The organism is Geobacter benzoatilyticus, from assembly GCF_017338855.1.
Classification (GTDB): domain Bacteria; phylum Desulfobacterota; class Desulfuromonadia; order Geobacterales; family Geobacteraceae; genus Geobacter; species Geobacter benzoatilyticus.
Window position 1 is genome coordinate 176,654 of record NZ_CP071382.1, and the last position, 21,869, is coordinate 198,522.

The 21,869-nt window shown below is 60.3% G+C and carries 17 protein-coding genes; 14 read left to right on the forward strand and 3 right to left on the reverse strand.

All coding sequences use genetic code 11. The annotated features are described in order from the left end of the window. Window positions 1-138: 138 nt before the first annotated feature. Window positions 139-1,776, forward strand: coding sequence for a methyl-accepting chemotaxis protein (locus JZM60_RS00825; RefSeq protein ID WP_207163663.1), 1,638 nt, complete (start codon window positions 139-141; stop codon window positions 1,774-1,776). 142 nt (window positions 1,777-1,918) lie between these two features. On the opposite strand, the gene JZM60_RS00830 is transcribed toward JZM60_RS00825, so the two are convergent. Further along, on the reverse strand, window positions 1,919-7,369 hold the full coding sequence (locus tag JZM60_RS00830; protein ID WP_207163664.1) for a CxxxxCH/CxxCH domain c-type cytochrome: 5,451 nt from the start codon (window positions 7,367-7,369) through the stop codon (window positions 1,919-1,921). 454 nt (window positions 7,370-7,823) lie between these two features. Between JZM60_RS00830 and JZM60_RS00835 the strand changes: the two genes are divergently transcribed. The 9 genes from JZM60_RS00835 to JZM60_RS00875 all read left to right on the forward strand — a co-directional run bounded on the left by JZM60_RS00835 (window position 7,824) and on the right by JZM60_RS00875 (window position 14,609). After that, entirely contained in the window at window positions 7,824-8,126 is a 303-nt protein-coding gene (locus tag JZM60_RS00835) for a hypothetical protein (RefSeq protein ID WP_207163665.1), read from the forward strand. Window positions 8,127-8,138: 12 nt separating this feature from the next. After that, window positions 8,139-8,915: a hypothetical protein gene (locus tag JZM60_RS00840; RefSeq protein ID WP_241426321.1), complete on the forward strand. Its 777-nt coding sequence runs from the start codon at window positions 8,139-8,141 to the stop codon at window positions 8,913-8,915. Between the two features lie 61 nt (window positions 8,916-8,976). Further along, window positions 8,977-10,032: a pyruvate dehydrogenase (acetyl-transferring) E1 component subunit alpha gene (gene pdhA, locus JZM60_RS00845; RefSeq protein WP_207163666.1), complete on the forward strand. Its 1,056-nt coding sequence runs from the start codon at window positions 8,977-8,979 to the stop codon at window positions 10,030-10,032. A 115-nt stretch (window positions 10,033-10,147) separates the two neighbouring features. Then, window positions 10,148-11,110 carry an alpha-ketoacid dehydrogenase subunit beta gene (locus JZM60_RS00850; RefSeq protein ID WP_207163667.1) on the forward strand — a complete coding sequence of 321 codons (963 nt, stop codon included), beginning with the start codon at window positions 10,148-10,150 and terminating at the stop codon, window positions 11,108-11,110. A 9-nt stretch (window positions 11,111-11,119) separates the two neighbouring features. Next, the gene (locus JZM60_RS00855; RefSeq protein ID WP_207163668.1) at window positions 11,120-12,283 is read left to right on the forward strand and encodes a dihydrolipoamide acetyltransferase family protein; all 1,164 of its coding nucleotides are present in this window, start codon (window positions 11,120-11,122) and stop codon (window positions 12,281-12,283) included. Between the two features lie 194 nt (window positions 12,284-12,477). Next, on the forward strand, window positions 12,478-13,044 hold the full coding sequence (locus JZM60_RS00860) for a cohesin domain-containing protein (RefSeq protein ID WP_207163669.1): 567 nt from the start codon (window positions 12,478-12,480) through the stop codon (window positions 13,042-13,044). Between the two features lie 250 nt (window positions 13,045-13,294). Then, window positions 13,295-13,516 carry a hypothetical protein gene (locus JZM60_RS00865; protein ID WP_207163670.1) on the forward strand — a complete coding sequence of 74 codons (222 nt, stop codon included), beginning with the start codon at window positions 13,295-13,297 and terminating at the stop codon, window positions 13,514-13,516. A gap of 65 nt (window positions 13,517-13,581) precedes the next feature. Next, window positions 13,582-14,040 carry an iron-sulfur cluster-binding oxidoreductase gene (locus JZM60_RS00870; RefSeq protein ID WP_207163671.1) on the forward strand — a complete coding sequence of 153 codons (459 nt, stop codon included), beginning with the start codon at window positions 13,582-13,584 and terminating at the stop codon, window positions 14,038-14,040. A 2-nt stretch (window positions 14,041-14,042) separates the two neighbouring features. Next, on the forward strand, window positions 14,043-14,609 hold the full coding sequence (locus JZM60_RS00875; RefSeq protein WP_207163672.1) for a hemerythrin domain-containing protein: 567 nt from the start codon (window positions 14,043-14,045) through the stop codon (window positions 14,607-14,609). 81 nt (window positions 14,610-14,690) lie between these two features. On the opposite strand, the gene JZM60_RS00880 is transcribed toward JZM60_RS00875, so the two are convergent. Together JZM60_RS00880 and JZM60_RS00885 are read right to left on the reverse strand one after the other, a co-directional pair. Then, window positions 14,691-14,855, reverse strand: a complete 165-nt coding sequence (locus JZM60_RS00880; RefSeq protein ID WP_207163673.1) for a hypothetical protein — start codon at window positions 14,853-14,855, stop codon at window positions 14,691-14,693. A gap of 159 nt (window positions 14,856-15,014) precedes the next feature. Further along, a complete protein-coding gene (locus JZM60_RS00885) occupies window positions 15,015-16,889 on the reverse strand; it encodes a FecR family protein (protein ID WP_207163674.1) in 1,875 nt (624 codons plus the stop codon). 127 nt (window positions 16,890-17,016) lie between these two features. Here JZM60_RS00885 and fusA point away from each other — a divergent pair, with 127 nt between their 5' ends. From fusA to JZM60_RS00905, 4 genes are all read left to right on the forward strand, one after another. Beyond that, window positions 17,017-19,083, forward strand: a complete 2,067-nt coding sequence (gene fusA / locus JZM60_RS00890) for an elongation factor G (RefSeq protein WP_207163675.1) — start codon at window positions 17,017-17,019, stop codon at window positions 19,081-19,083. 109 nt (window positions 19,084-19,192) lie between these two features. Further along, complete coding sequence (mscL, locus tag JZM60_RS00895; protein WP_207163676.1) at window positions 19,193-19,630, forward strand: large conductance mechanosensitive channel protein MscL; 438 nt, start codon at window positions 19,193-19,195, stop codon at window positions 19,628-19,630. Window positions 19,631-19,757: 127 nt separating this feature from the next. Further along, window positions 19,758-20,126, forward strand: a complete 369-nt coding sequence (locus JZM60_RS00900) for a PilZ domain-containing protein (protein ID WP_207163677.1) — start codon at window positions 19,758-19,760, stop codon at window positions 20,124-20,126. An 84-nt stretch (window positions 20,127-20,210) separates the two neighbouring features. Next, window positions 20,211-21,842, forward strand: a complete 1,632-nt coding sequence (locus tag JZM60_RS00905; protein ID WP_207163678.1) for an ABC-F family ATP-binding cassette domain-containing protein — start codon at window positions 20,211-20,213, stop codon at window positions 21,840-21,842. The last annotated feature ends 27 nt before the right edge of the window (window positions 21,843-21,869 follow it).

The following is a 21,869-nucleotide window of genomic DNA, read 5'->3' on the forward strand; positions in this document are numbered from 1 at the left end:
ATCATTAAATCGTTCCAAATTATTCTAAAGCAACCCGAGATCAATGCCGACAAGAATAATATAGAGAGAGGAACGGTACGCGTTCCGGATGGGTCGAACAAGTTCGGCCGTTCACACCAAAGGCGGTTGGGAGGATGTATGTTTGGAAACTTGAAGATCGGCGCACGACTAGGCTTCGGATTCGGGCTTGTGGTGCTGTTGCTTGTGGTCACCGGTGGCGCGGGATTCCTTGGAGTCAAGAAAATCAACAAAGCCAGTAATGAGATTCTTCACCAGGAAGTCAAGGCCGGAGAATATTTTTCACGGGTAAGGGCCAACGTCCTGTACATGAGAATGTACGAAAAGGACATCTTCATCAATGTAAATAACCCTGAAAAAATCGCAGAATATGAAAAGAAATGGAGCGAGAAGAAAGAACGTCTCGACATGTGGATTTCCAAGGCAAGCGATTTAAAGCTCAACGAAAAGGGTAAAAGCCAGTTCGCCGTAATTCAGGAAAACTACAAACAATACGTGGAAGGATTTGGGCAACTGCTGGGGCAAATCAAGTCCGGCGCCATCACCAGCACTCAGCAGGCAAACGAGCAGATGAAACCGGTCAAGGACGCAGCCCACGCCATTGAGAAGGTATCCACAGAGGCGACACGGACGTCCTTCGAGATAAGTGACAAAAGGGCCAAGGAAGTCGACGACATCGGAAGAACCGCCGTCACAACAATAATCATCTGTCTGACCATTGCCCTTGTATTCGCCGTGGCCATAACCATCGTCATCACCCGCAGCATCACCAAACCTCTTAGAGCAATGAACTCCATGATGGACGACATAGCCCAGGGAGAGGGGGACCTGACCAAGCGGATCGAGGTTCTCTCCAACGATGAACTGGGTCGTCTGGGGTGCTCCTTCAACCTCTTTGTCGAGAAACTTCAGCAGATCATTGCCATGGTTGCTGAAAACACGTCCCAAGTGGCAGCGGCGGCCGGCCAGGTCTATTCCACGTCAGAACAGATGGCCACGGGCGCTGAAGAAGTGGCGGCCCAGGCAGGAACGGTGGCCACGGCCAGCGAGGAGATGGCGGCAACATCAAACGAAATTGCCAACAACTGCATGATGGCGGCAGAAGGATCACGGGAGGCCAGCAGTTCGGCCTCCGGCGGCAGCCGGGTGGTTGAGGAAACCATAACCGTCATGAACCGGATTTCGGAACGGGTGCGTGAAGCTGCCCAGACAGTTGAAGGCTTGGGTGCACGAAGTGACCTGATCGGCGAAATTATCGGCACTATCCAGGATATTGCCGACCAGACCAACCTGCTGGCCCTTAACGCCGCCATCGAGGCGGCCCGAGCCGGGGAACAGGGACGGGGATTTGCCGTGGTAGCCGACGAGGTGCGTGCCCTGGCCGAACGGACCACAAAGGCGACCCGGGAGATCGGCGAAATGATCAAGGGGATCCAGCAGGAAACCGGACGGGCTGTCTCTTCCATGGAAGAAGGGGTTAAAGAGGTGGCCACCGGCACCTCTGAAGCAGCCAAGTCGGGCGACGCCCTGCAGGAGATTCTCGACAGAATCAACGGGGTGACCGGCCAGGTGAGCCAGATTGCCACGGCGGCGGAACAACAGACTGCCACCACCGCCGAGATCACCAACAATATCCAGCAGATTACCACGGTTGTGGAAGCAACGGCCCGCGGCGCCCAGGAATCAGCGTCGGCGGCAAGCAGGCTGACCGGCCTGGCAACGGAACTGCAAGGGCTGGTGGGGCAGTTCAAGGTGTAAGCGCCGCATCTCTCCCTCGTCAACGGGAAAAGCCGGGATCTGCATCTCCTCGGCGAGATACGTCCAGGTAAAGGCCAAATACAGGAAGGGGGGCGATACATCCGCCCCCCCGGTTTCATTTTATGTCAGCCGGCGCACTCAGCTACGGCAGGTATTCCCGCGTGTTGTACTGTTGCAGGTAGAGCTGGTGCTCCCCGTCGACGGGATAGGTATCCGGCGGCGCGTAGGGATAACTTTGCATCCCGCGGTACGGTATCGGCTCAACTTCATTATTGTTGTCGAATACCTTGTAGTAAAGCTCCCCCTTCAGCACAAACCCGCGCTTCATACCTTCCGCAGGCTCTCCCGGCGACGGGAATACCATGTCCAGGGTATCGCCGTGCCGCATGATCACATACTTGTCGTCGCGGGCCGCCAGAGGCTCGCCCACATCCCCGAGGCGGGTGAACCGCCCGTAGCCGAGGGCATCCGGGATCAGGGGAAGATTGATGTCCTCGGCAATCAGCCGATGCTGCATCGTGCTCATCGCCCGGACCGCCCGACCCTCTTCACGCAGAGTCCCCGCCGAATGTTGCAGTTCGCGCACCGATACCGCCACGGGGGCAGAATCGTCGAGGCGCACCCGGTCCGCCAGCCAACGGCTCGCCGTGCGGACACCGACGTGAATCCTTATGCGGTGATCCTGGCTGATGAAGAGGTTCGACAAATCCACCACCATGGTCTTCAGATCGCCGGCAGGGGTACCGAAGGATTTGACCTTGACCCAGTTCCCGTCGTGGTCGACCACTTCCACAAAGGGCTGAACGACCTGATCGGTGACGAATTTTTTCACCCCGTAGACGGACCAGCCGTCGATCAGCAGCTTGGCGTACTCGGGGCGGGCAATGGGGCCGAAGTCCAGGGTATAGTAATCGAGGGAGCCGTCTACCGAAAGGGGTGCCGGGTTATCGTCCACCGCGGTGAGCCGGGCCAGGATGTCGTTGCCCTGCCTGTCCGTGGCCGACAGGGGGAGGACCGGGTTCCGCACCGTGTAGATGCGGAAGGGGTTGACGTAGCCGTAGTGGTACGTGTTCTCCCCCCCCGACGTTTCGATCCGGTACCCCTTGGGATAGTCAACGGCCAGAAGCCTGATCTCGTCGAGATAGGATATCTCCGGCAGCGATTCCCGCACTTTAACCCGATACTCGTTGTTGCCGTCGGCCGCCAGGCCGTAGAGGACGGTATAGATCGGCTGGAAGATCCCCACGTCCTTGCGCAGAGTGGCTGAGCCGAGGCCGAGGACCGGTCCCTGCAGGTCGGTCACATACCGGAAAGATGTGCCGTCCGAGGCGAAGACCAGCGGGCAACTGCCGCTCCAGCAACCGCCTCCGTCGCCGAACGCGTCCGTTGCCGACCAGGAGATGGCGTCGGGGTGGATGATATCCCGTGCCAGCACGCGCCAGGTGAAATACCCTTCGGGGGGCGCCTGGATTGTCAGGCTGGTGCCGGCCTGCCATCCCTGCAAGGCACCGTTCAGTTCAACGTTATAATCCACGGGATCGGCATCCGGCGCTGCCACCGCTGTCCATTCAAGCACGACCGGCACCGGGTTGACGCAGTCGCTCGCATACCCCCGGCTGCCGGGATTGATAATGGTGGAGGCCGGCGGGGGCAAGGCGGTGGTCAGCCGGAAGGAGCTTGCGGTTGACCATGCCGACACCGCCTCCGGGTGCCCGCCATCCCGGGCTTTGACCCGCCAGTACCAGGTATTGGCCGTTGAAAGGGAGGGGGTCCAGTTCGTCCCGCTGATCCAGCCGGAATTCTTCCTGTTGATGCTGTTAAAGGCGCTCGTCGTGTCCGCTTCTGCATAATATTCTACGGGGCCGTTGTCGGGGATATCCTGGGAGGCATTCCACTGCAAGGTGACGGCGCAGGAACCGGTGCAGAGCGCATCGGCCCGGGGATCGAGAGTTGGAACGGTCGGCGGAAGGGATATGGAAAAGGACTGGTCAGCCGAAGCGATGGAGCGGCCCGAGTAGGAAACGGAGCGGACGCGGTAGTGGTACGTGGTGTGATTTTCAAGATTATTCACCACCTGGACATGGTTTTTCACCAGGTCGGCCGTTCCCGCCGTCGCGCCATAACCGGCCGTGAGTCCGTAATCCACGAAGGTGCTGGCCGCGAGGCTTGTGTTCCAACTGATGGTGCCCCCCACTCCCGACAGATAGCTGGCCGTATAGTTTGAGACTGTCGGGCCGCTGGTTATGGTAATGGGGGGCTCGTAGGACCACGGGGTCACGACGTTCCACCCCTGGTCGTTCACGTTGCCGGTGTTCCCTTCATGGCAGGAGGATGGATAATTCCCCGGGCTGCTGTCACCATAGCTGCTGTAGCTTCCGGGGAAGTGGCCGCTCCCCTCTCCCCAATCGCCGGAGCTTGATCCCTGTAAAACCGGAGCATAGTTCAGCCCAAGGCGCCCCTTGTGCCTGTTATCGAGGCAATTGGTCACCATGAGACGGGGGAGTACGGCATTGGTGTGGGGACTGTGACACTTGGAGCAGGTATAGGTATGCTTGATGGTTCCGTTGGCGGTTTTCCAACCCTTGACCGATTCGTGGATCCGGTCCTTGCTCTTCCAGGTGTGGGTCACGCCGTCCGTAAGGCTCCCCTTGGCGTGACAGGTGAGGCATAGTCCGGCAAACCGGGAGTCCGGCTCTCTGATACCGGCGGCAACCGCATCGCTTGGCCGTGCGCCGAAACTGTTCTGATCGATGCGATAGGGAGATGTGCTGTACCAGCTCCTGGCAATCTGGGGGGAATTCCACTGGGGCGCCGCATCTTCCCGGTAGGGGGAGGTCACCCAGGTCCCCTTGAGCAATGGCACAGCGTATTGCATGTCGCCCCCCAGGGTCGGACTCACGCCGTGGGGGTCGTGGCAAGGGGTGCAGAGGCCGTCGATGCCCGATGCCGGCGAGGAGGCAAGGGGAGCGGACGCGCCGAAGTGCCCCCCCTTCACCAGGCTCTGCTGCTTGTAGACATACCGCTGCTTCGAGCCGTCAATTCCCGATGTCATGAAGGGAGAATCCCAGTAGCCGAGAATCGCCTGGCTCGCGCCGTAGGTGGAGGTGTAGCCCCAGGGGGTCGTGTAGCCCCGGAAAGCAAGGGCCTGTTTCGGCGTTGAACTGAGATGGCAGTCGAGACAGAGGCTGGCGCCGGGATTGCGGTAGTTTTTCTCGCCTGCGGAACCGCCGGCAGTCGGAGCATAGGTGGTCGAATAGCCGCCGAACCCCCTGACCGTCTGTTTGAGTATCCCCCCGCGGTTACGGCCGGTGGCACTCGAATAGCGGCTGGTGATCCCGGCAACGGCGGAGCCGTGGGAGTTATGGCAGTCGTAGCACTGGACCCCAACCGCGCCGCTGGTATTGGCGATTGTGCCGTCCACGCCGGTGGTGGTGTTCCAGCCCCGCTCGTTGGCGCCCGCATTGCCATGGGGTGAGAGTGCCTTGGCGATTTTCTTTTTGGCAACATTGGGAAGGGAGGCAGAGGTGTATTTCCCCCATGCCGTGGTGGCAGCCTGGGAATAGCGAGCGGCAACGCTGGTCCCGTCCCAGGCGTACTGCCGCGGAGTCTTGCCGTCGCCGAAGGGGACGGTGGCGTTGTTTTCGTCCCGGTGGCACCCGAGGCAATGGGTGCTCACCTTCTGGATCTCACCCCGCGAGCCGTTTGCCGTGTACTGGACGGCGGTTGCCGTCCCGGCCAGCTGGTACGATGCCGGCCGGGAGCCGAGCCCGTAAACCACCAGATCGACCGGGGCGCCGGGGTTCGCCGCTCCGCCATGGTAAGCGGCATTGATGGTGCCGTTTCCATTTGCCTCCCAGTGGCACTGGTAACAGTGGGAATTGGTGGCTCCACCCTGCACGTGATGGGAGCCGCCGCTGAACTGGGAAGTAACGGCAACCCGCTTTCCCTGGGCCACAGAATGGCAGTCGAGACAGGCTCCAACGCCCCATTGGGCAGAGGTGCCGCCATGGCATGAAATCCCGGAGCAGCCCCCGTAGCCGTCTCCCGGCTGCGTGGTGCCGGTATAGACGGTGCCGCCATACATGGGTGGAAACGCCACATTGATCCGATAGTTCACGTGAAGGGCGCCGTTGTTGTGGCAGGTGGACGCACATCCGTTGAGGGTATCCGATCCCCCGTAGTTGTGGCAGCGGGCGCACCGATCAGCCCCACCGGGGATGCCGCCCAGCGACTGGAGGTGCTTGGTGTGGCTGCCGGAAGAAATCTCGGGGGACGCCTGGGGCATGCCGCCGTACACATACGCATGCATATTGTCCGCAGCGTGGCAGGTGCCGCAGCGGCCATCATCCACGTTACCCCAGGTGGGGGACGCATACTCTCCCGGCTGGCCGCTGAGGGGGCCACCCGTGGCGCTCTGGCCGATACTGTGGCAGTACAGGTTGGTGCATTGCCCCGAAGTGGTGCTGGGAACCGGGGCCTGCGACCCGCTGGACATCCCCCGGTACAGGGCCTCCCGGAGCAGGGGGTGCGTGGCGGCATCAAAGCGCCAGTCGGCCCTGCCGTTCACATGGACGCCCGTATAGCCCGAATGGCAGACGGTACAACCAGTCTGCCGTCCATAAATGTAGTAAAACGCGGGGCTGGGAGGAACTGGCTTGCCGCCGCTGACGGGGGTGAAATAGGCCTGCCCCGCCGAAACGTGGGTCTTGTGGCTGCCACGCAGGGGAGGATTAGCGGAGGTCGCACCGTGGCACGATCCGCACTGGGCCGTTGATGCATCGCCCCAGGTTGGAACTGTGTTGGTGCCGCCATTCCTGTCGCCTTCCCGGCTCAAGGTTGAGCCATGGCAGTAGGTATTGCTGCAGGTGCCGTAGTTCTCCCGGTGCGCCGCAGCGCGGCTCGGCAGGTAGGCCGTTATGGCCGAAAAGGCCGCCGAATAGCTCTCCGTCACCACAAGCCCCCGTTTTCCGCCACTGGTGGCATGGGCGAAGGGACTCGGCTCGACAGTATGGTCGACGTGACATTTAACACAGTTGCCGGCGCCGCTGTAATACTCACCGTGCTTACCATGGCTGCCGGCGTCCCCCCCGGCGTAGCCGTTGCCGGCATCCCCCGAAGGAGGTGCGCCGTGGCAGGTCGAGCAGGTCGTCCCCGATGGGCTGCTCCCCCATACCGGAGTGGGAGATTCAAAATGGCAGTTCACCGCATTGCAGCTGCCAGGCACCGGGGAAGGGCTCTGCCTGAAGGCTGACGTGGAATTTCGATAGGGGGTCACAAGGGAAGAATCGTTAATGCGTCCCGCCACTTTGATCCATCCGTCACGGTGGGAAGATGTGTAGGACGAACTGCCGGGATGACAGGAAACGCAGGCGGCCGGCGATGCCGGCGTGGCCATGTGAGTACGGTGATTGCCGGCAAAACCGCCGGTTGTGATGGAGCGGAAAGCAGAATCGATGGGACGATAATCGCCGGAACTGCCATGGCACTGGTAACAGGCCATCGAAGCAGCGCATGCTTCAGGAGAAACGGAGGCAACGATAAAGCCGGCAACAAGGAGTAAACGGCTGCGTCCCCACCATGTCATCGTCATCATGCGTAGTCCCCCTTTTCAATGGCAAGACCCTGCACATGGCAAATAGAACACACCAATCACCCGGTCATTTGACTGAGCGATGACAAATTTCACCATCAGAGCACTTGGCGTTAAACCCTGCAAATCAGACAATTTTTTTATTACCTCTATCAACAACCTCCAAAAAACATCGCTACATCAATATTTTATACATTTATCATACCAACAAATTATCCATAACTCACTAAACCCAACCAATTCGGCAACCACTTAGGGGGAGGGCGCACGTATGCCCCGGCAGCCTGCCGGACTTCCAGGGATTTTGTGTGCCGCTGCCGGGTCACGGTTACATCAATCCGCTGGATTTGAAAATTTCGTTAAAAAATTTCTCAACTTTCAATCTGATTATCCGAATAGATAATATCTACGGATGAATTTTCTCTGAACAAACATCATCACACAAGGAGGACAGGGAATGTTCCATATTCCCAAAGGGGAACCGCTTGAGAACATGCGGCCGCCGGCATCGCCCGACCTCGCGCAACTGGAAAATCGACTGAAAGAGATGTCTGTCAATTTTCTCGGCAAAGCGGGCCCCAGGATGCTGGAGAAATTGCTCGGCGACCTTGGCGGCAGGGCAGCCTTGCAGGACCCTGCAAACGTAGCCCGCTTTCTCGACATGCTGGAGAAAAATGCCCGGTTGCTGACCGGAAGCTCGAGGGTTCAGGAGATGCTGAACGCATTCCGGAACGAACTACAAAACGGATTGGTGAATTAAGCGGAGGGTCTTGTGGAAACCGGATTTATCCATACTATCATGTTTGCCCTTGCCAACTTCGACATCGCATCGATAGGGGTTGAGGGGATTATTCTCGTTATCTGCTGGTTTTTTGCCGGGGTGGTAAGCCTTTCTTTCAGTTCAGGAAACACGAGGATCTGGACCAGTATTTCCACCGGCTCGTTCCTCATTTTTCTGAGCCAGATTTATGCGATAAACCCATGGATCCTCTGGAACAAGGTAACAGCTTTCCATTCCATCACCAGTGCCCTGGCCATTTTACTGATTGCCCACGGCTTCCTGGAATACTACATCTTCTGCCGCACGTTCGAGATTACCGGCAGCAAGAGCACGGTCTACTTCACAACCGTCCTGATATGCCTCCTGGCAGCCCTGCTGCTGATCGTCAACCCCAAACCCAATTACCACGTGCTCAGGGAATTCAAGGTAATCGAAACGGCAATATGGGTATTCCTGTCGCTGTTCGTTATCTTCCTGATCTACAAGATTTACCTCGTTATTGAGGGCTCCAACATTTCCAGGGGTTTCGTCGCCTTTGGCGTCGCTTTCCTGTTCATCTTCCTCTGGAAGGGCTCGCTACTGTATCTACAGATTTATCATTGGGACAAGGAATGGCTTGATATCATCGAATTCAGCGGCGAGGCCACCGACATCGGAACGTACCCCGGACGGGTGGCGGCGGCAACGGCCATCAACCAGGTTACCGGCTATCTCTCTGGACTTTCAGTCGGCGGCACCTTCATCTATCTGCTGCGGTTAATGCGGTAAGCCTAAAACCGGGATACTCACCTCCCCTTGACTCCGGGCCGCTTACCGCTACCCTTTACCCATGCCCGAATCGATTCTCGCCACATTTTCCGTCAGGCGCCTGGAGCTCATCGCCCCGGACGGGACCGCCGACGAGAGCTTACTCCCCGACCTCTCGGGGGATGAGTTGCGCCGCATCTACTACCTGCTGCTCCTCACGCGCACCTACGACGGCCGCGCCCTGGCCCTCCAGCGGGAGGGGCGGATCGGCACCTACCCGTCGGTCCTGGGGCAGGAGGCGGCCCAGGTGGGGAGCGCCTTCGCCATCCACGAGCGGGACTGGGTCTTCCCCTCATTCCGGGAGATGGGGGTCCACCTCACCCTCGGCTACCCGATACACCAGCTCTTCCAGTATTGGGGCGGGGACGAACGGGGGCTTCGAACTCCCGACGGGAAGAACATCTTTCCCATCTGCGTCTCGGTCGGCACCCACATACCCCACGCGGCAGGCGCTGCCCTGGCCGCCAAGGTCAGGGGAGACCGGATCGCCGTAGCGGCCTATTTCGGCGACGGCGGCACCTCCAAGGGGGATTTCCACGAAGGGCTCAACCTGGCGGGGGTCCTGGAACTCCCCGCGGTCTTACTCTGCCAGAACAACCAGTGGGCCATCTCGGTCCCCCTCTCCTCACAGACAGCCTCCCAAACCTTGGCACAAAAGGCGGTCGCCTACGGCTTCGACGGCATCCAGGTGGACGGCAACGACGTCCTGGCCGTTTACCGGGCCACCCGTGAAGCCCTGGAGAAAGCCCGAAACGGCGGCGGTCCCACCTTCATCGAATGCCTCACCTACCGGATGTCGGACCATACCACCTCCGACGACGCCAGCCGCTACCGCTCCCCCGAAGACCTGGAGAAATGGCGGGAGCGGGACCCGATCCTGCGCTACGAGCGGTTCCTGGCGAAACGGGGGCTCTGGAACGAGGACTACGCCGCCGAGATGAAGGGCAAGGCTGAAGGGGAAATCGACGAGGCGGTGCGGCGCTTCGAATCGATACCGCCACCGGAGCCGGGGGAGATGTTTGATACCGTCTGCGGGGAGTTGTCGGCAAGGCAGCGGCAGCAGGAAGAAACGTGGTAGGGGTGAAGCAACCGCTTCACCTGCTTCGCCCCTACGAAAATTCCTGTTTTCAAAACAGGTAACCCCCTGAATCTCCAGAACGGACAACACGTTGAGAATACACGAGGGTTTCGCGATGCCCCAACTGAACATGGTGCAAGCCATAAACCTCGCCCTGCGGGAGGAGATGGACCGGGACGGCCGGGTGGTGATCCTCGGGGAGGATGTGGGACGGGACGGGGGTGTCTTCCGGGCAACGGAGGGGCTCTTCGAGGCGTTCGGCCCGGAGCGGGTCATCGACACCCCCCTGTCGGAGTCGGCCATCGTGGGCGCTGCGGTGGGGATGGCGGCCTATGGCCTCCGCCCCGTGGCGGAGATCCAGTTCATGGGATTCATCTACTCTGCCATGGACCAGCTCTTTGCCCATGCCGCCCGCATCCGCACCAGGTCCCGGGGGCGCTTCACGGCGCCGCTGGTTGTCCGCACCCCCTACGGTGCCGGCATCAAGGCGCCGGAACTCCACGAGGAGAGCTCCGAGGCCTTCTTCTGCCACATGCCGGGGATAAAGGTGGTGGTCCCATCGGGGCCGGCCAACGCCAAGGGGCTTCTCACTGCCGCCATCCGCGACCCCGATCCGGTCCTCTTCCTGGAACCGACCCGCCTCTACCGTATGGTAAAAGAGGATGTGCCCGAAGGTGAGTACACGCTTCCCCTGGGAAAAGCCCGCATAGCCCTTCCGGGAAGCGCCGTCACGGTGGTTGCCTGGGGGAGCATGCTCCAGCGGACCATGAAAGCCGTTGAGGGATATGACGCCGAGGTTATCGACCCCATGACCCTCTCCCCCTTCGACCGGGAGACACTCCTGGCCTCGGTAAAAAAAACCGGCCGCCTCGTCATCGTCCACGAAGCCCCCCTCACCGGCGGCTTCGGCGCTGAAATCGCCGCCACCGTGGCGGAGGAGGCAATCCTGCATCTCCGGGGACCGGTCATGCGGGTGGCGGGCCCCGACGTGCCGGTCCCCCTGGCGAAGCTCATCGACTCCTACCTCCCGACGCCGGAGCGGATCCGGACGGCGCTGGACGAGGTATTGCGCTACTGAGGAGCCCCAATGCCCTTCGAATTCAAACTCCCCGATCTCGGAGAAGGAATCACCGAAGCCGAACTGAGAAAGTGGCTCGTGAAGGAAGGTGACGCCGTCCGCGAACACCAGCCCGTGGCCGAGGTGGAAACCGACAAGGCGGTGGTGGAAGTTCCCTCCCCCCGTGGCGGACGGGTCGGCCGGCTGGCGCGGCATGAGGGTGAAACGGTCCGGGTGGGGGAAACGCTCATTGCCATTATGGAGGAAGGGGAGGCGCCGCCGGAGCGGCCCAAGTCCGTGGGAATCGTAGGGGAACTGCCAGAAGCGGAGGAGGAGCGGGAGATTATCGCCACCCCCCTGGTGCGGAAACTGGCCAGGGAACGTGGGCTCGACCTGTCGAAGGTGCAGGGAAGCGGTCCCCGTGGGAGCATCACCCCCGACGATCTGGAGAAGCTTTCCGCCGCGCCGCCGCAGACGCAAGAGAGCTTCGGCCCCGTGGAACCGGTCCCCCTGCGTGGGGTGCGGCGCGCCGTGGCCCGCAACGTCATGGCCTCCCAGCGGAACACCGCCTTCGTCACCGGAATGGAGGAGGCGGACATCTCCGAACTCTGGGAGCTGCGCCGGCGCGAGCTGGGGGCCGTCGAGGCCAGGGGCGCCCATCTCACCTTTCTCCCCTTTTTCATCAAGGCGGTCCAGCATGCCCTGCGGGAGCACCCCTACCTGAACGCGGCCATCGACGACGCTGCCGAGACCATCGTCCTCAAGCGCCACTACCACTTCGGCATCGCCGTGGAAACCCCCGACGGCCTCATGGTGCCGGTCATCCGGGACGTGGACCGGAAGAGCATTATCCAGTTGGCGGCGGAGATCCAGGAACTGGGGAAAAAGGCCCGCACCCGGACCATCGCCCCCGAGGAACTCAAGGGGAGCACCTTCACCCTCACCAACTACGGCCACTTCGGCGGGGTCTTCGCCACCCCCATCATCAACTGGCCCGACGTGGCCATCCTCGGCTTCGGCCGCATCAGCCAGCGCCCCTGGATCCACAAGGGGCAGATTGCAATCCGCCGCATCCTCCCCCTTTCCCTCACCTTCGACCACCGGGTCACCGACGGGGCCGACGCGGCCCAGTTCCTCCTCAAGGTGGTCGCCTATCTGGAGGACCCTGCCCTACTCTTCATCGAGAGCGCCTGACACCGCGAACATTTTGCCACAAATCCCGCGCCATTCTTGCGTCGATCTTGTTTACACTTCTTGTCGATATCCCTTACACAAACATTCAGCCCTAAAACTGTCCTTACAAACAAAACACAATAATATCGAAATATTACAATTTGGCACGCCTATTGTTAGGTTTAAAGTCCAGTACACATCTTAAGGGGAATTTAATGAAATCAACACTGCTGTCGCTACTTATTGCCTCGTTTCTTATGTTCGGGTCCATGGCCCACGCCTTTTCCCTGTCCCTGACGCCCCAATCCCAGGAGTTTGCGGTGGGCGAAAATGCGACCTACACCCTGTCGGTTTCGGACCTCGATACCTCCCTTGTTTACTATTCCCTGGACATTTATTTCGACCAGGCCGTCCTTGCTTTCCAAAGCGCCAATTTCTACCCCAGTCTCGGCAATCCGCCGGACGATGCCGAATACTCCCTTTTTTTAGACTACATTGAAGACGGAGTCCTGTGGCTAGATGCCATATCGAATACCAACGGTCAATCGGGGACGTTCAATCTTGCGGACATTACCTTCACGGGCATAACAGAGGGTGTCAGCGACATCATCATCAACCCTATTTTCATGTCGGATTCAGGCTTCAACGAGCTTTACCCCGACACCATCAATGACGCCACGGCTACCGTCGTTTCGGCTGCCGTCGTCCCAGAACCGGGCACCATGGTCCTCCTGGGCGCCGGACTGGCAGGACTGGCCATCTGGCGGCGCAGGCGTTTCTGATAACCAGCGGCCCGGCCGCTCCTTGCAACGCTGATTCATCCCTCCCCGTAAAATCATCTCCAGAAGATACTATGCCGCCGTTTCCCCCTGGAAGCGGCGGCATTTCATAATCCCCCGTCACCGCAAGCTCTCCGGGCATTTTCACACTTTTTTCCATTCAGCCGAAGAACCACCGTTTTTTGACCCACATCATAATTTTTTTGCGGGAATGGGGGTAAGGTACAACCATCACCAACGAAGGAGGCGAACCATGGAACTGAAAAACAATCTCGGCACCACGGCGATCCAGGACGTCATAGCAAAATACCCGGAAATCGGCGAGATCCTCCAGCGCTACGATATCGGCTGCGTCACCTGCAAGGTGGGTATCTGCCTCCTGAAGGACGTGGTCTCCATCCATGGCCTTTCCAAAGAGGACGAGGCCCGGATCGAGCAGGAGATTAACGGCTTCCTGACCCGGAAAGCTGCTTAGTCATAAAGAAAAGACGAATCAAACAACGGTCCATACGCACACTCACAAAAAAGGAGAACAAAATCATGGCAAATCTCGGTTGCGGCTGCCCCGGCAGCATGGCTCGCATCATCGAAAGAGAAGAAACAGTTACCACCGAAACCACCGCAAAGCCCCAGTCGGAGCTTCGCCAGTGGCCGGTCCAGCTCCACCTGGTGCCGCCGTCGGCCCCCTACTTCAAGAACGCCGACATCCTCATCTCGGCGGACTGCGTGGCCTTCGCCCTCGGCTCCTTCCACCAGGATCTCCTGAAGAACAAGGCCCTGGCCATCGCCTGCCCCAAGCTGGACGAGACCGGCACCTACGTGGAGAAGCTGGCCACCATCTTCCGGGACAACGACGTGAAGAGCATCGCCGTTGCCATCATGGAAGTCCCCTGCTGCCGCGGCCTAGACATCATGGTGCAGCAGGCCCTGGCAAAATCGGGGAAGGATATCCCCCTGGAAACTATCATCATCGGCATTGACGGCGAGAGGAGGAACTAGTCATGAAACGGGACATCACCCAGGCCCTGGTGGACGAGCACCGGCTGATCCTCCGGATGCTGGCCCTCCTGGAGCGGAACGCTCCCCGCACCGCTGCGGGGAGCTACACCAACTACCAATTCTACCGGGACGCGGTGGATTTCATCCGCAACTACGCCGACCGCTTCCACCACGCCAAGGAAGAGGACATCCTCTTCGAGGCCCTGATTGCCAACGGAATGCCCCGGGAGAACAGCCCCGTGGCGGCCATGCTCATGGAGCACGACCGGGGCCGGGCGTACGTGAAGGCCATGGAAGCTGCAGCTCTGGCCGCGGAGGCGGGCGATGCCTCCCGCACGGGCGACCTGGCGGAGAACGCCTTAGCCTACCTGACCATGCTCCGGGAGCACATCGACAAGGAGGATACCATCCTCTACCCCCTGGCGGAGCGGGTCATCCCCGATGGACCGCGCGATGGGATCATTGCGGGATACCGGGCGGCAGAGTCGCGCACGCCTGACGGTTTCGAGGCGCACTACCTGCAACTGGTGGAACAGTACGAAGCAGAATCTCCTGCAAAGGCCGCCTGATTCAGGGGGCAGGACCTCCACACCGCATAAAAAAAGAGCCCGGTTTCCCCGGGCTTTTTCCTTTCGCTATAAAACGCCTCGCTAATCACCCACCATACCCGTGCCCGGAAGCTGTACCGGGTCGCAGACGTCGGCAGGATTATGGGCCTTCACTCCGCACTTGCTGCACGCAACGGTAGCATTGGCCGTCAGGCAGTGGATCGTCTGTGCATCCTCGATATTGCAAAGCATCTCGTGTTTTCTCATGGTTTACACCTCCCTTGTGCTGAAGGCTAACCTGTTGTCCTGGTTATATTAAAGCACAATACGAGAAAATTTCACACGAGAAACATCGCGGTAACACAGATTATCAGAAATGCGGATTTCCGCTCCCGCCATAAACAGCTCCGCATCCCACGCGCAAGATTATCGCGCCCCTTCTTTTTTCCACTCTTCCCGCCCTTTATGTTCTTTTCGTTCTTCACCCTGAGGTGTGTTTGCAGGCTGCTTTACGGAGGGAGAGGCTGGGGCGGCCGTAATGCCATGCTCACCCTTCTCCCGTTTCTCACCTCCCTGGCCCGGAGGACGCCCCTCAGCACTGCCCGTTTGCTGGATTACGGCCGCCGGCCGCTGGCGAGGCGGACGGCTCCGTTTTGGCTGCGGATTTGGCGGAGCCGTGACAGCCGGTTGCGGGTTGTCGTGCGCCGCCGGCAATGCCGTTGCCGGTGAAGGTGACAGCGGCGGGGTCATCGTGCGCCCATCACGGGGCCTGCTTCTCCGTTTCACCTGTTCATCGCCGCGATCCCCTTTAACCGCCACCCCCTGACTTTCCCGGTAACGCACCGCCGGGGCAAGCGGTTTTCCTCCCCGGATATCCCGGTTTTTCATTGCGGGGGCTGCCGGTTTCACTGCCGGCTGTTTCGGAGCTTCGCGGCGGACAACCGGCAACTCTCCGGCAGGACGCCCTGGTAAAATAACCGCCCCTTTCCCATCGGGGGCATGCCGCCGTTGTTCCGGGGCATCATGCCGCTTCGGACGGCTCAGCCGCTCAGGAGGCCTTTTGACGGCCGGTACCGATTTGAATACCGGGCGTCTAGTCTCGCGCTCGGGCCTGAAGCGGGGAGGCCCGACGCTCCCGACGCGTGCCGTGAAAAGATTGCCTCGTACCGCCACGCGCTGCTGCTTCCCCTTGATGAAGGTGTCGCTATGGATTACCGTCACGGCGTTGCGCACCCGTATGTTGCGGTAATGCCGCACAGCGGATCTGGAAACGGTCGCGTTTACAATATTTACGCTATTGGGCCCGAAGTTCCCGTATCCATAGTAGATATCACCCGGCGCCAGCGGTACCCAGGCCACCGATTCCGGCGTATGTACCCACCCCACGTAACCGGGGCCCCACCAGGCCGCGCCCCTGGCAGGGGGAACCCAGCACCAGCCGAACCGGGGAGTGTGTGTCCATCTGCCGTAATGATAGGGCGCCCATCCCCACGGTTCGTAGGATATCCACACATAGTCACCCCTCACCCATACCCACCGGCCCTGACGATAGGGTGACCACCCAGCGGAAAGGGACAGCCGCGGCGCCCAGACATATCCGTACTCCGGCAGATAGTGCCAGCGGCCGTAATCATCCAGGTCGTAAGCATAGTCTTCAAGCTCGACCGGTACATAACGGAGGCTCTCGGCCGCGGTTTCCAGCCGGCGGTCCTGGTTTCTGTTCCACGCCAACCACTCATCGGGGGGATCGAGGGGGGCAAGCTCCGTTCCGCCTTCATAGTCAATGCGCAGTGAACGCCCCGCCGGTACGCGGACAGTGCCCCGCTCCGTGTCCACAAGGACATGCCCTCGAATGACCGGCACGCCGATGTTGCCGTCGTAATCCGCATCGACCATGACGATGGAGTTGTCCGCTATCACGGTCGAGGCATCGGGGGCATCCATCTGTATCCGCTTGGTCCCGCCTTTGCGGTTATTGATGTAGGCGCGCCCCTCGGCCAGATAGAACTGCAACGACTCATTACGAGCCGCCACAATGTCGAGCGAGGAGCCGGCATCAAGCCGCAGATAGCACCCTCCCCGTATCTGGAGCTCGGTCCGCCCCCCCTCCGGGACCCAGATGCGGTCCCCCTCGGCCAGGGGCATATTGGCAACGGCCGGCACCCATTCATCAGCATCCTGCGCCTGGACCTGCACATCGCCATCCACAAGGGAAAGCCTTACGATCCCCAGTTCAGCGCCCCATCCGGCGACCGGCACGGCCAACAGCAGCACCGCCATAACCATTCGCACTATTTTCATGACCTGCCTCCATAAACTCTTTATCCGGCATTCCAGGCATGCCATCCGCTCCGGCCTCTGCAATAATCCTTGCCTGTCCGCTCTCCTCAGCTATACTAATTCGAACACGTGCGCCTCCGGAGGCCCCATGCAGCACCCGCCCCTCGACTCCATCCGCAACATCGGCATAATTTCCCATATCGACGCCGGCAAGACCACGGTATCGGAACGAATCCTCTTCTACACCGGAGAATCCCACCGGATCGGCGAAGTCCACGACGGCGAAGCAGTCATGGACTGGATGCCCCAGGAGCAGGAACGGGGAATCACCATCACCTCCACCGCCACGGTCTGCCGCTGGGGAGGATGCCGGATCAACCTCATCGACACCCCCGGTCACATCGACTTCACCATCGAAGTGGAGCGGAGCCTCCGGGTGCTGGACGGAGCCGTGGCCGTTTTCAGCGCCGTGGAGGGGGTGCAGCCCCAGAGCGAATCAGTCTGGCGCCAGGCTGATCGTTACCGGGTACCCCGAATCTGCTTCATCAACAAGATGGACCGTGTCGGCGCCGACTACCGGGAGACCATACGGCAGATAGAGGAGAAGCTCGGCGCCCGGCCGGTGCTCCTGCAGATTCCGTCAGGAGCCGAGGCATCCTTCGCCGGAGTAGTTGACCTCATTGCAGAAGAATTTCTCACCTTCAGCGAAGCCGACCAGGGACGCATCGTAGAGCGTCATCCCATTCCGGCTGAAATTGCCGAAGAGGCACGCGCGGCACGCGAAACCATGATTGAGGCAGCAGCCGATTTCGACGACGCCATCCTCGCCGACTTTCTCGAAGGGGCCCCCATCACGCCGGAACGCATCCGCGGCGCCCTGCGAAAAGGGACCATAGCCTGCCGCATCTTTCCGGTTTTTATGGGAACGGCCCTGCGCAACAAGGGAATCCAACCCCTTCTCGACGCCGTTGCCGCCTACCTCCCCTCACCACGCGACGTCCCTCCTGTAATCGGACAACGCCCCGAAAGCGATATCGTTGACACGCTCCTCTGCGACCCGGCAGGGCCGCTCTGCGCCCTGGCCTACAAAGTACAGTCCGACGAGGGGAGGAAGCTCTCCTACCTGCGCATCTATTCCGGAACAGTGAAGGCGGGAGGCGCCCTCTGGAACAGCACCCGCGGCTGTTTCGAAAAGGCGGCGCGCCTCTTCCGGATGCATGCCCACAAGCGGGAGCAGATCGACGAGGCCCTGGCCGGCGACATTGTGGCCGTTGCCGGGCTCAAGGAGGTCCTCACCGGCGACACCCTCTGCAACCCGACCCACAAGGTAATCCTCGAAGGGCTCACCGTACCGGAGCCGGTGGTGGCCCTGGCCGTGGAGCCAAAGGGGGTCGATGACCGCGACAAGCTGCTTCCGGCCCTGGAGAAGCTCCAGTGGGAGGACCCCACGTTCCGGGTCCACGAGGATGAAGAGACCGGCCAGACCATCCTTACCGGCATGGGGGAACTACACCTGGAAGTGGTCACCGACCGCCTCGAACGAGAATTCGGCGTGCAGGTTAAAACCGGCCGGCCTCAGGTAGTCTACCGCGAAACCATCACACGGCCGGCGGAGCGGCAGGAGGTTTTCCGGACCGAATTCGAGGGAAAGGTCCAGGGGGGAGAAGTGCACCTGCGGCTTACCCCCCTTCACCGTGGCGATGGTGTAAGGATAGTCGTGCCTCCCGCCGAGGTGCTCGGCATCACTCGGGAGCTCCATAGTGCCATCACCGACAGCCTGACACGTGGGTCCTCTACCGGCTGCGTCACCGGCTACCCCCTCACCGACCTGGAAGTGAGAGTAACAGCAGTGCCTACGGAGCCGGGCATTACCACCGAAACAGGGGTGCGGGCCGCTGCCGGCCGCGGGCTCATGCACACGGCCCGTGACGCCGCCCCCACCCTTCTGGAACCACTCATGAATCTGGAGATCATCACTCCCGGCGAGTACGCCGGCAAAGTACTCGGTTCGGTCCAGCAGAAAAGGGGACGCGTTGAGGGGATTGTCTCCCAGGGCAGCACCGAAGTAATCCGGGCATTGGTGCCCCTGTCCGAAATGTTCGGCTACATGACCGAGTTGCGAAGCGCCACCAAGGGTCGTGGCAGTTTCACCATGGAATTCTCCCGCTTTGACCAGGCACCGGTTGCCGTGCTTCAGCAATTCGGCCTGGGGTAAATAATATCGTGCAACAATACTCATGTACCGGCTTTACTTGAGCAGCAACGGCTGTTAATATATTCATTAATATTTTTAAGCGGCACCATATCAACAAGGAGGTTATGCCATGGGAATGATGCAGGAATTCAAGGAGTTCGCAGTAAAGGGGAATGTTGTTGACCTGGCGGTTGGTGTCATCATCGGCGGAGCTTTCGGCAAGATCGTCACCTCCTTTGTCAGCGACATCGTCATGCCCCCCCTGGGGATGGTGATGGGCAAGGTGAACTTCACCGACCTTTTCATCAACCTCTCCGACACACCCTACGACAGCCTCAAGGCAGCAAAGGACGCCGGCGCCCCGGTCATCAGCTACGGCGTATTCATCAACACGATGATCGACTTCATCATCATCGCCTTCGTCATATTCCTGGTAATCAAGCAGATAAACCGCCTCAAAAAAGAGCCGGCTCCCGCGCCGCCCAACACCAAGGATTGCCCCTACTGCCTGTCGGCAGTCCCCGTGAAAGCGACCAAGTGTGGATTCTGCACCTCCGATCTGAAGTGAATTTCATCTCATAGATATCACTAAAAAGGCGGTTCCCCACGGGGTATCGCCTTTTTTTAGAGCGCATATCATCAGGGCATAATGTGTGCATATAAATTTACATCACTATTTATCACAAGGAGACAAGATGGATGTGACAGAGCAGAGGCATTTCCAGCGGGTCCCATTTGCTACTGGCTCCACCGTTGAGTTCAGAGGTGAACGACACGACGCCGAAGTCGTTGATATCAGCCTGAAAGGGGCATTGCTCAGGCTTACCGGACTCACTTCCATACAGCGGGGAGACGTGTGCGCCGTATCAATTTCCCTCTCAAACTCGGACATCGTAATCCAGTTCGAAGCGGAGGCAGCCCACCTCCGTGACCAGTTACTTGGCGTCAAACTTCTGAAAATTGACATCGACTCCATGATACATTTGCGCAATATTGTCGAGCTCAACACGGCCAATCCCGACCAGGTCCGCAAGGAACTTTCCTTCCTTCACTGCGAGGACTGACCGTTAGCAACTTTTTAGTTGCTCCCCCCGAGCTCCCGTGCTAACAGCTTTTGTTTTTCAATCCGCTCACGGGAGCCCAACTCCATGATTCACCTCTCCAACATCACCAAACAGCATGGCGCCCAGGTCCTGTTCCGGGACGCCAGCTTCCAGATCCTCCCCGGCAGCCGCACCGGCCTCGTGGGCCCCAACGGCGCCGGCAAGACCACCATCTTCCGGATCATCACCGGCGAGGAGGAGGTGGACGCCGGCGAGATCACCTGCGCCAAGAAGACCACCATCGGTTACTTCTCCCAGGACGTAGGGGATATGTCTGGCCGCTCCGCCCTGGAAGAGGTCATGGCCGGCTCCGCGGAGACGGTGCGCCTCGCCGCCGAGCTGAAGGAGATGGAGGCGGCCATGTGCGAGCCCCAGTCCGACGACGAAATGGCGGCGCTCCTGGAGCGCTACGGCGCTGCCCAGGAGGAGTTCGAGCACCGTGGCGGCTACGACCTGGATACCCGCGCCCAGACGGTCCTCACCGGTCTCGGCATCGGCCCCGACCGTTTCCATCACCCGGTTGAGTCATTCAGCGGCGGCTGGAAGATGCGGATCGCCCTGGCGAAAATCCTCACCCTCAAGCCCGACGTGCTCCTCCTGGACGAGCCCACTAACCACCTGGACGTGGAATCGATCATCTGGCTGGAGGAGTGGCTTGCCAACGACTTCGACGGGGCGCTCCTCATGACGAGCCACGACCGGGACTTCATGAACCGGATCGTCACGCGAATCATCGAGGTGGCCAACAAGACCGTCACCACCTACGGCGGCAACTACGACTTCTACGAGCGGGAGCGGGAGATCCGCCGGGAGCAGCTTCTGGCCAGCCACAGGCGCCAGCAGGAGATGCTTGCGAAAGAGGAGGAATTCATCGCCCGCTTTGCAGCCAGGGCTTCCCACGCGGCCCAGGTGCAGTCGCGGGTGAAGAAGCTGGAGAAGATCGACCGGATCGAGATCCCCCCCGAGGAGCGGGTGGTCCGCTTCGATTTCAACGAGCCCCCCCGAAGCGGCGAGGATGTGGTGGTGATGAACGATCTGGCGAAGGTCTGGCAGACCCCGGACGGGGGGGAGAAGCCGGTTTTCAGCGGCGTATCGGGAATCATCCGGCGGCTCAACAAGATCGCCGTGGTGGGGGTCAACGGGGCGGGAAAGTCCACCTTCCTCAAGGTGCTGGCGGGGCAGACGGAACCCACCGCCGGTACCGTGGCCATCGGGGCCAACGTGGCGTTGGGTTACTTCAGTCAGCACGCCATGGAGGTACTGGACCCGAAGAAGACCGTCTTCGAGACCGTGCAGGAGGCCATGCCCCTGGCGAACATCGGCGTCATCCGCAACCTGCTGGCGGCATTCCTCTTCCCGGGCGACGCCGTGGACAAGCGGATCGAAAACCTCTCCGGCGGCGAGAAGAGCCGGGTGGTGCTGGCAACACTCCTGGCCCGCCCCGTCAACTTCCTCGTCCTGGACGAGCCCACCAACCACCTGGACATCCGCTCCCGGGAGATCCTCCTGGATGCCCTCCGGAACTTCACCGGCACCGTGGTCCTCGTGAGCCACGACCGCCACTTCCTCCGCTCCCTGGTGAACCGGGTCTTCGAGGTGGACCACGGCGAGATGCGAGTCTACGAGGGGGATTACTCCTATTATCTGCACAAGAGCCACGAACTCCACGGAGGATAAAGAAATAATGGCGGACGCGGCGTTTCA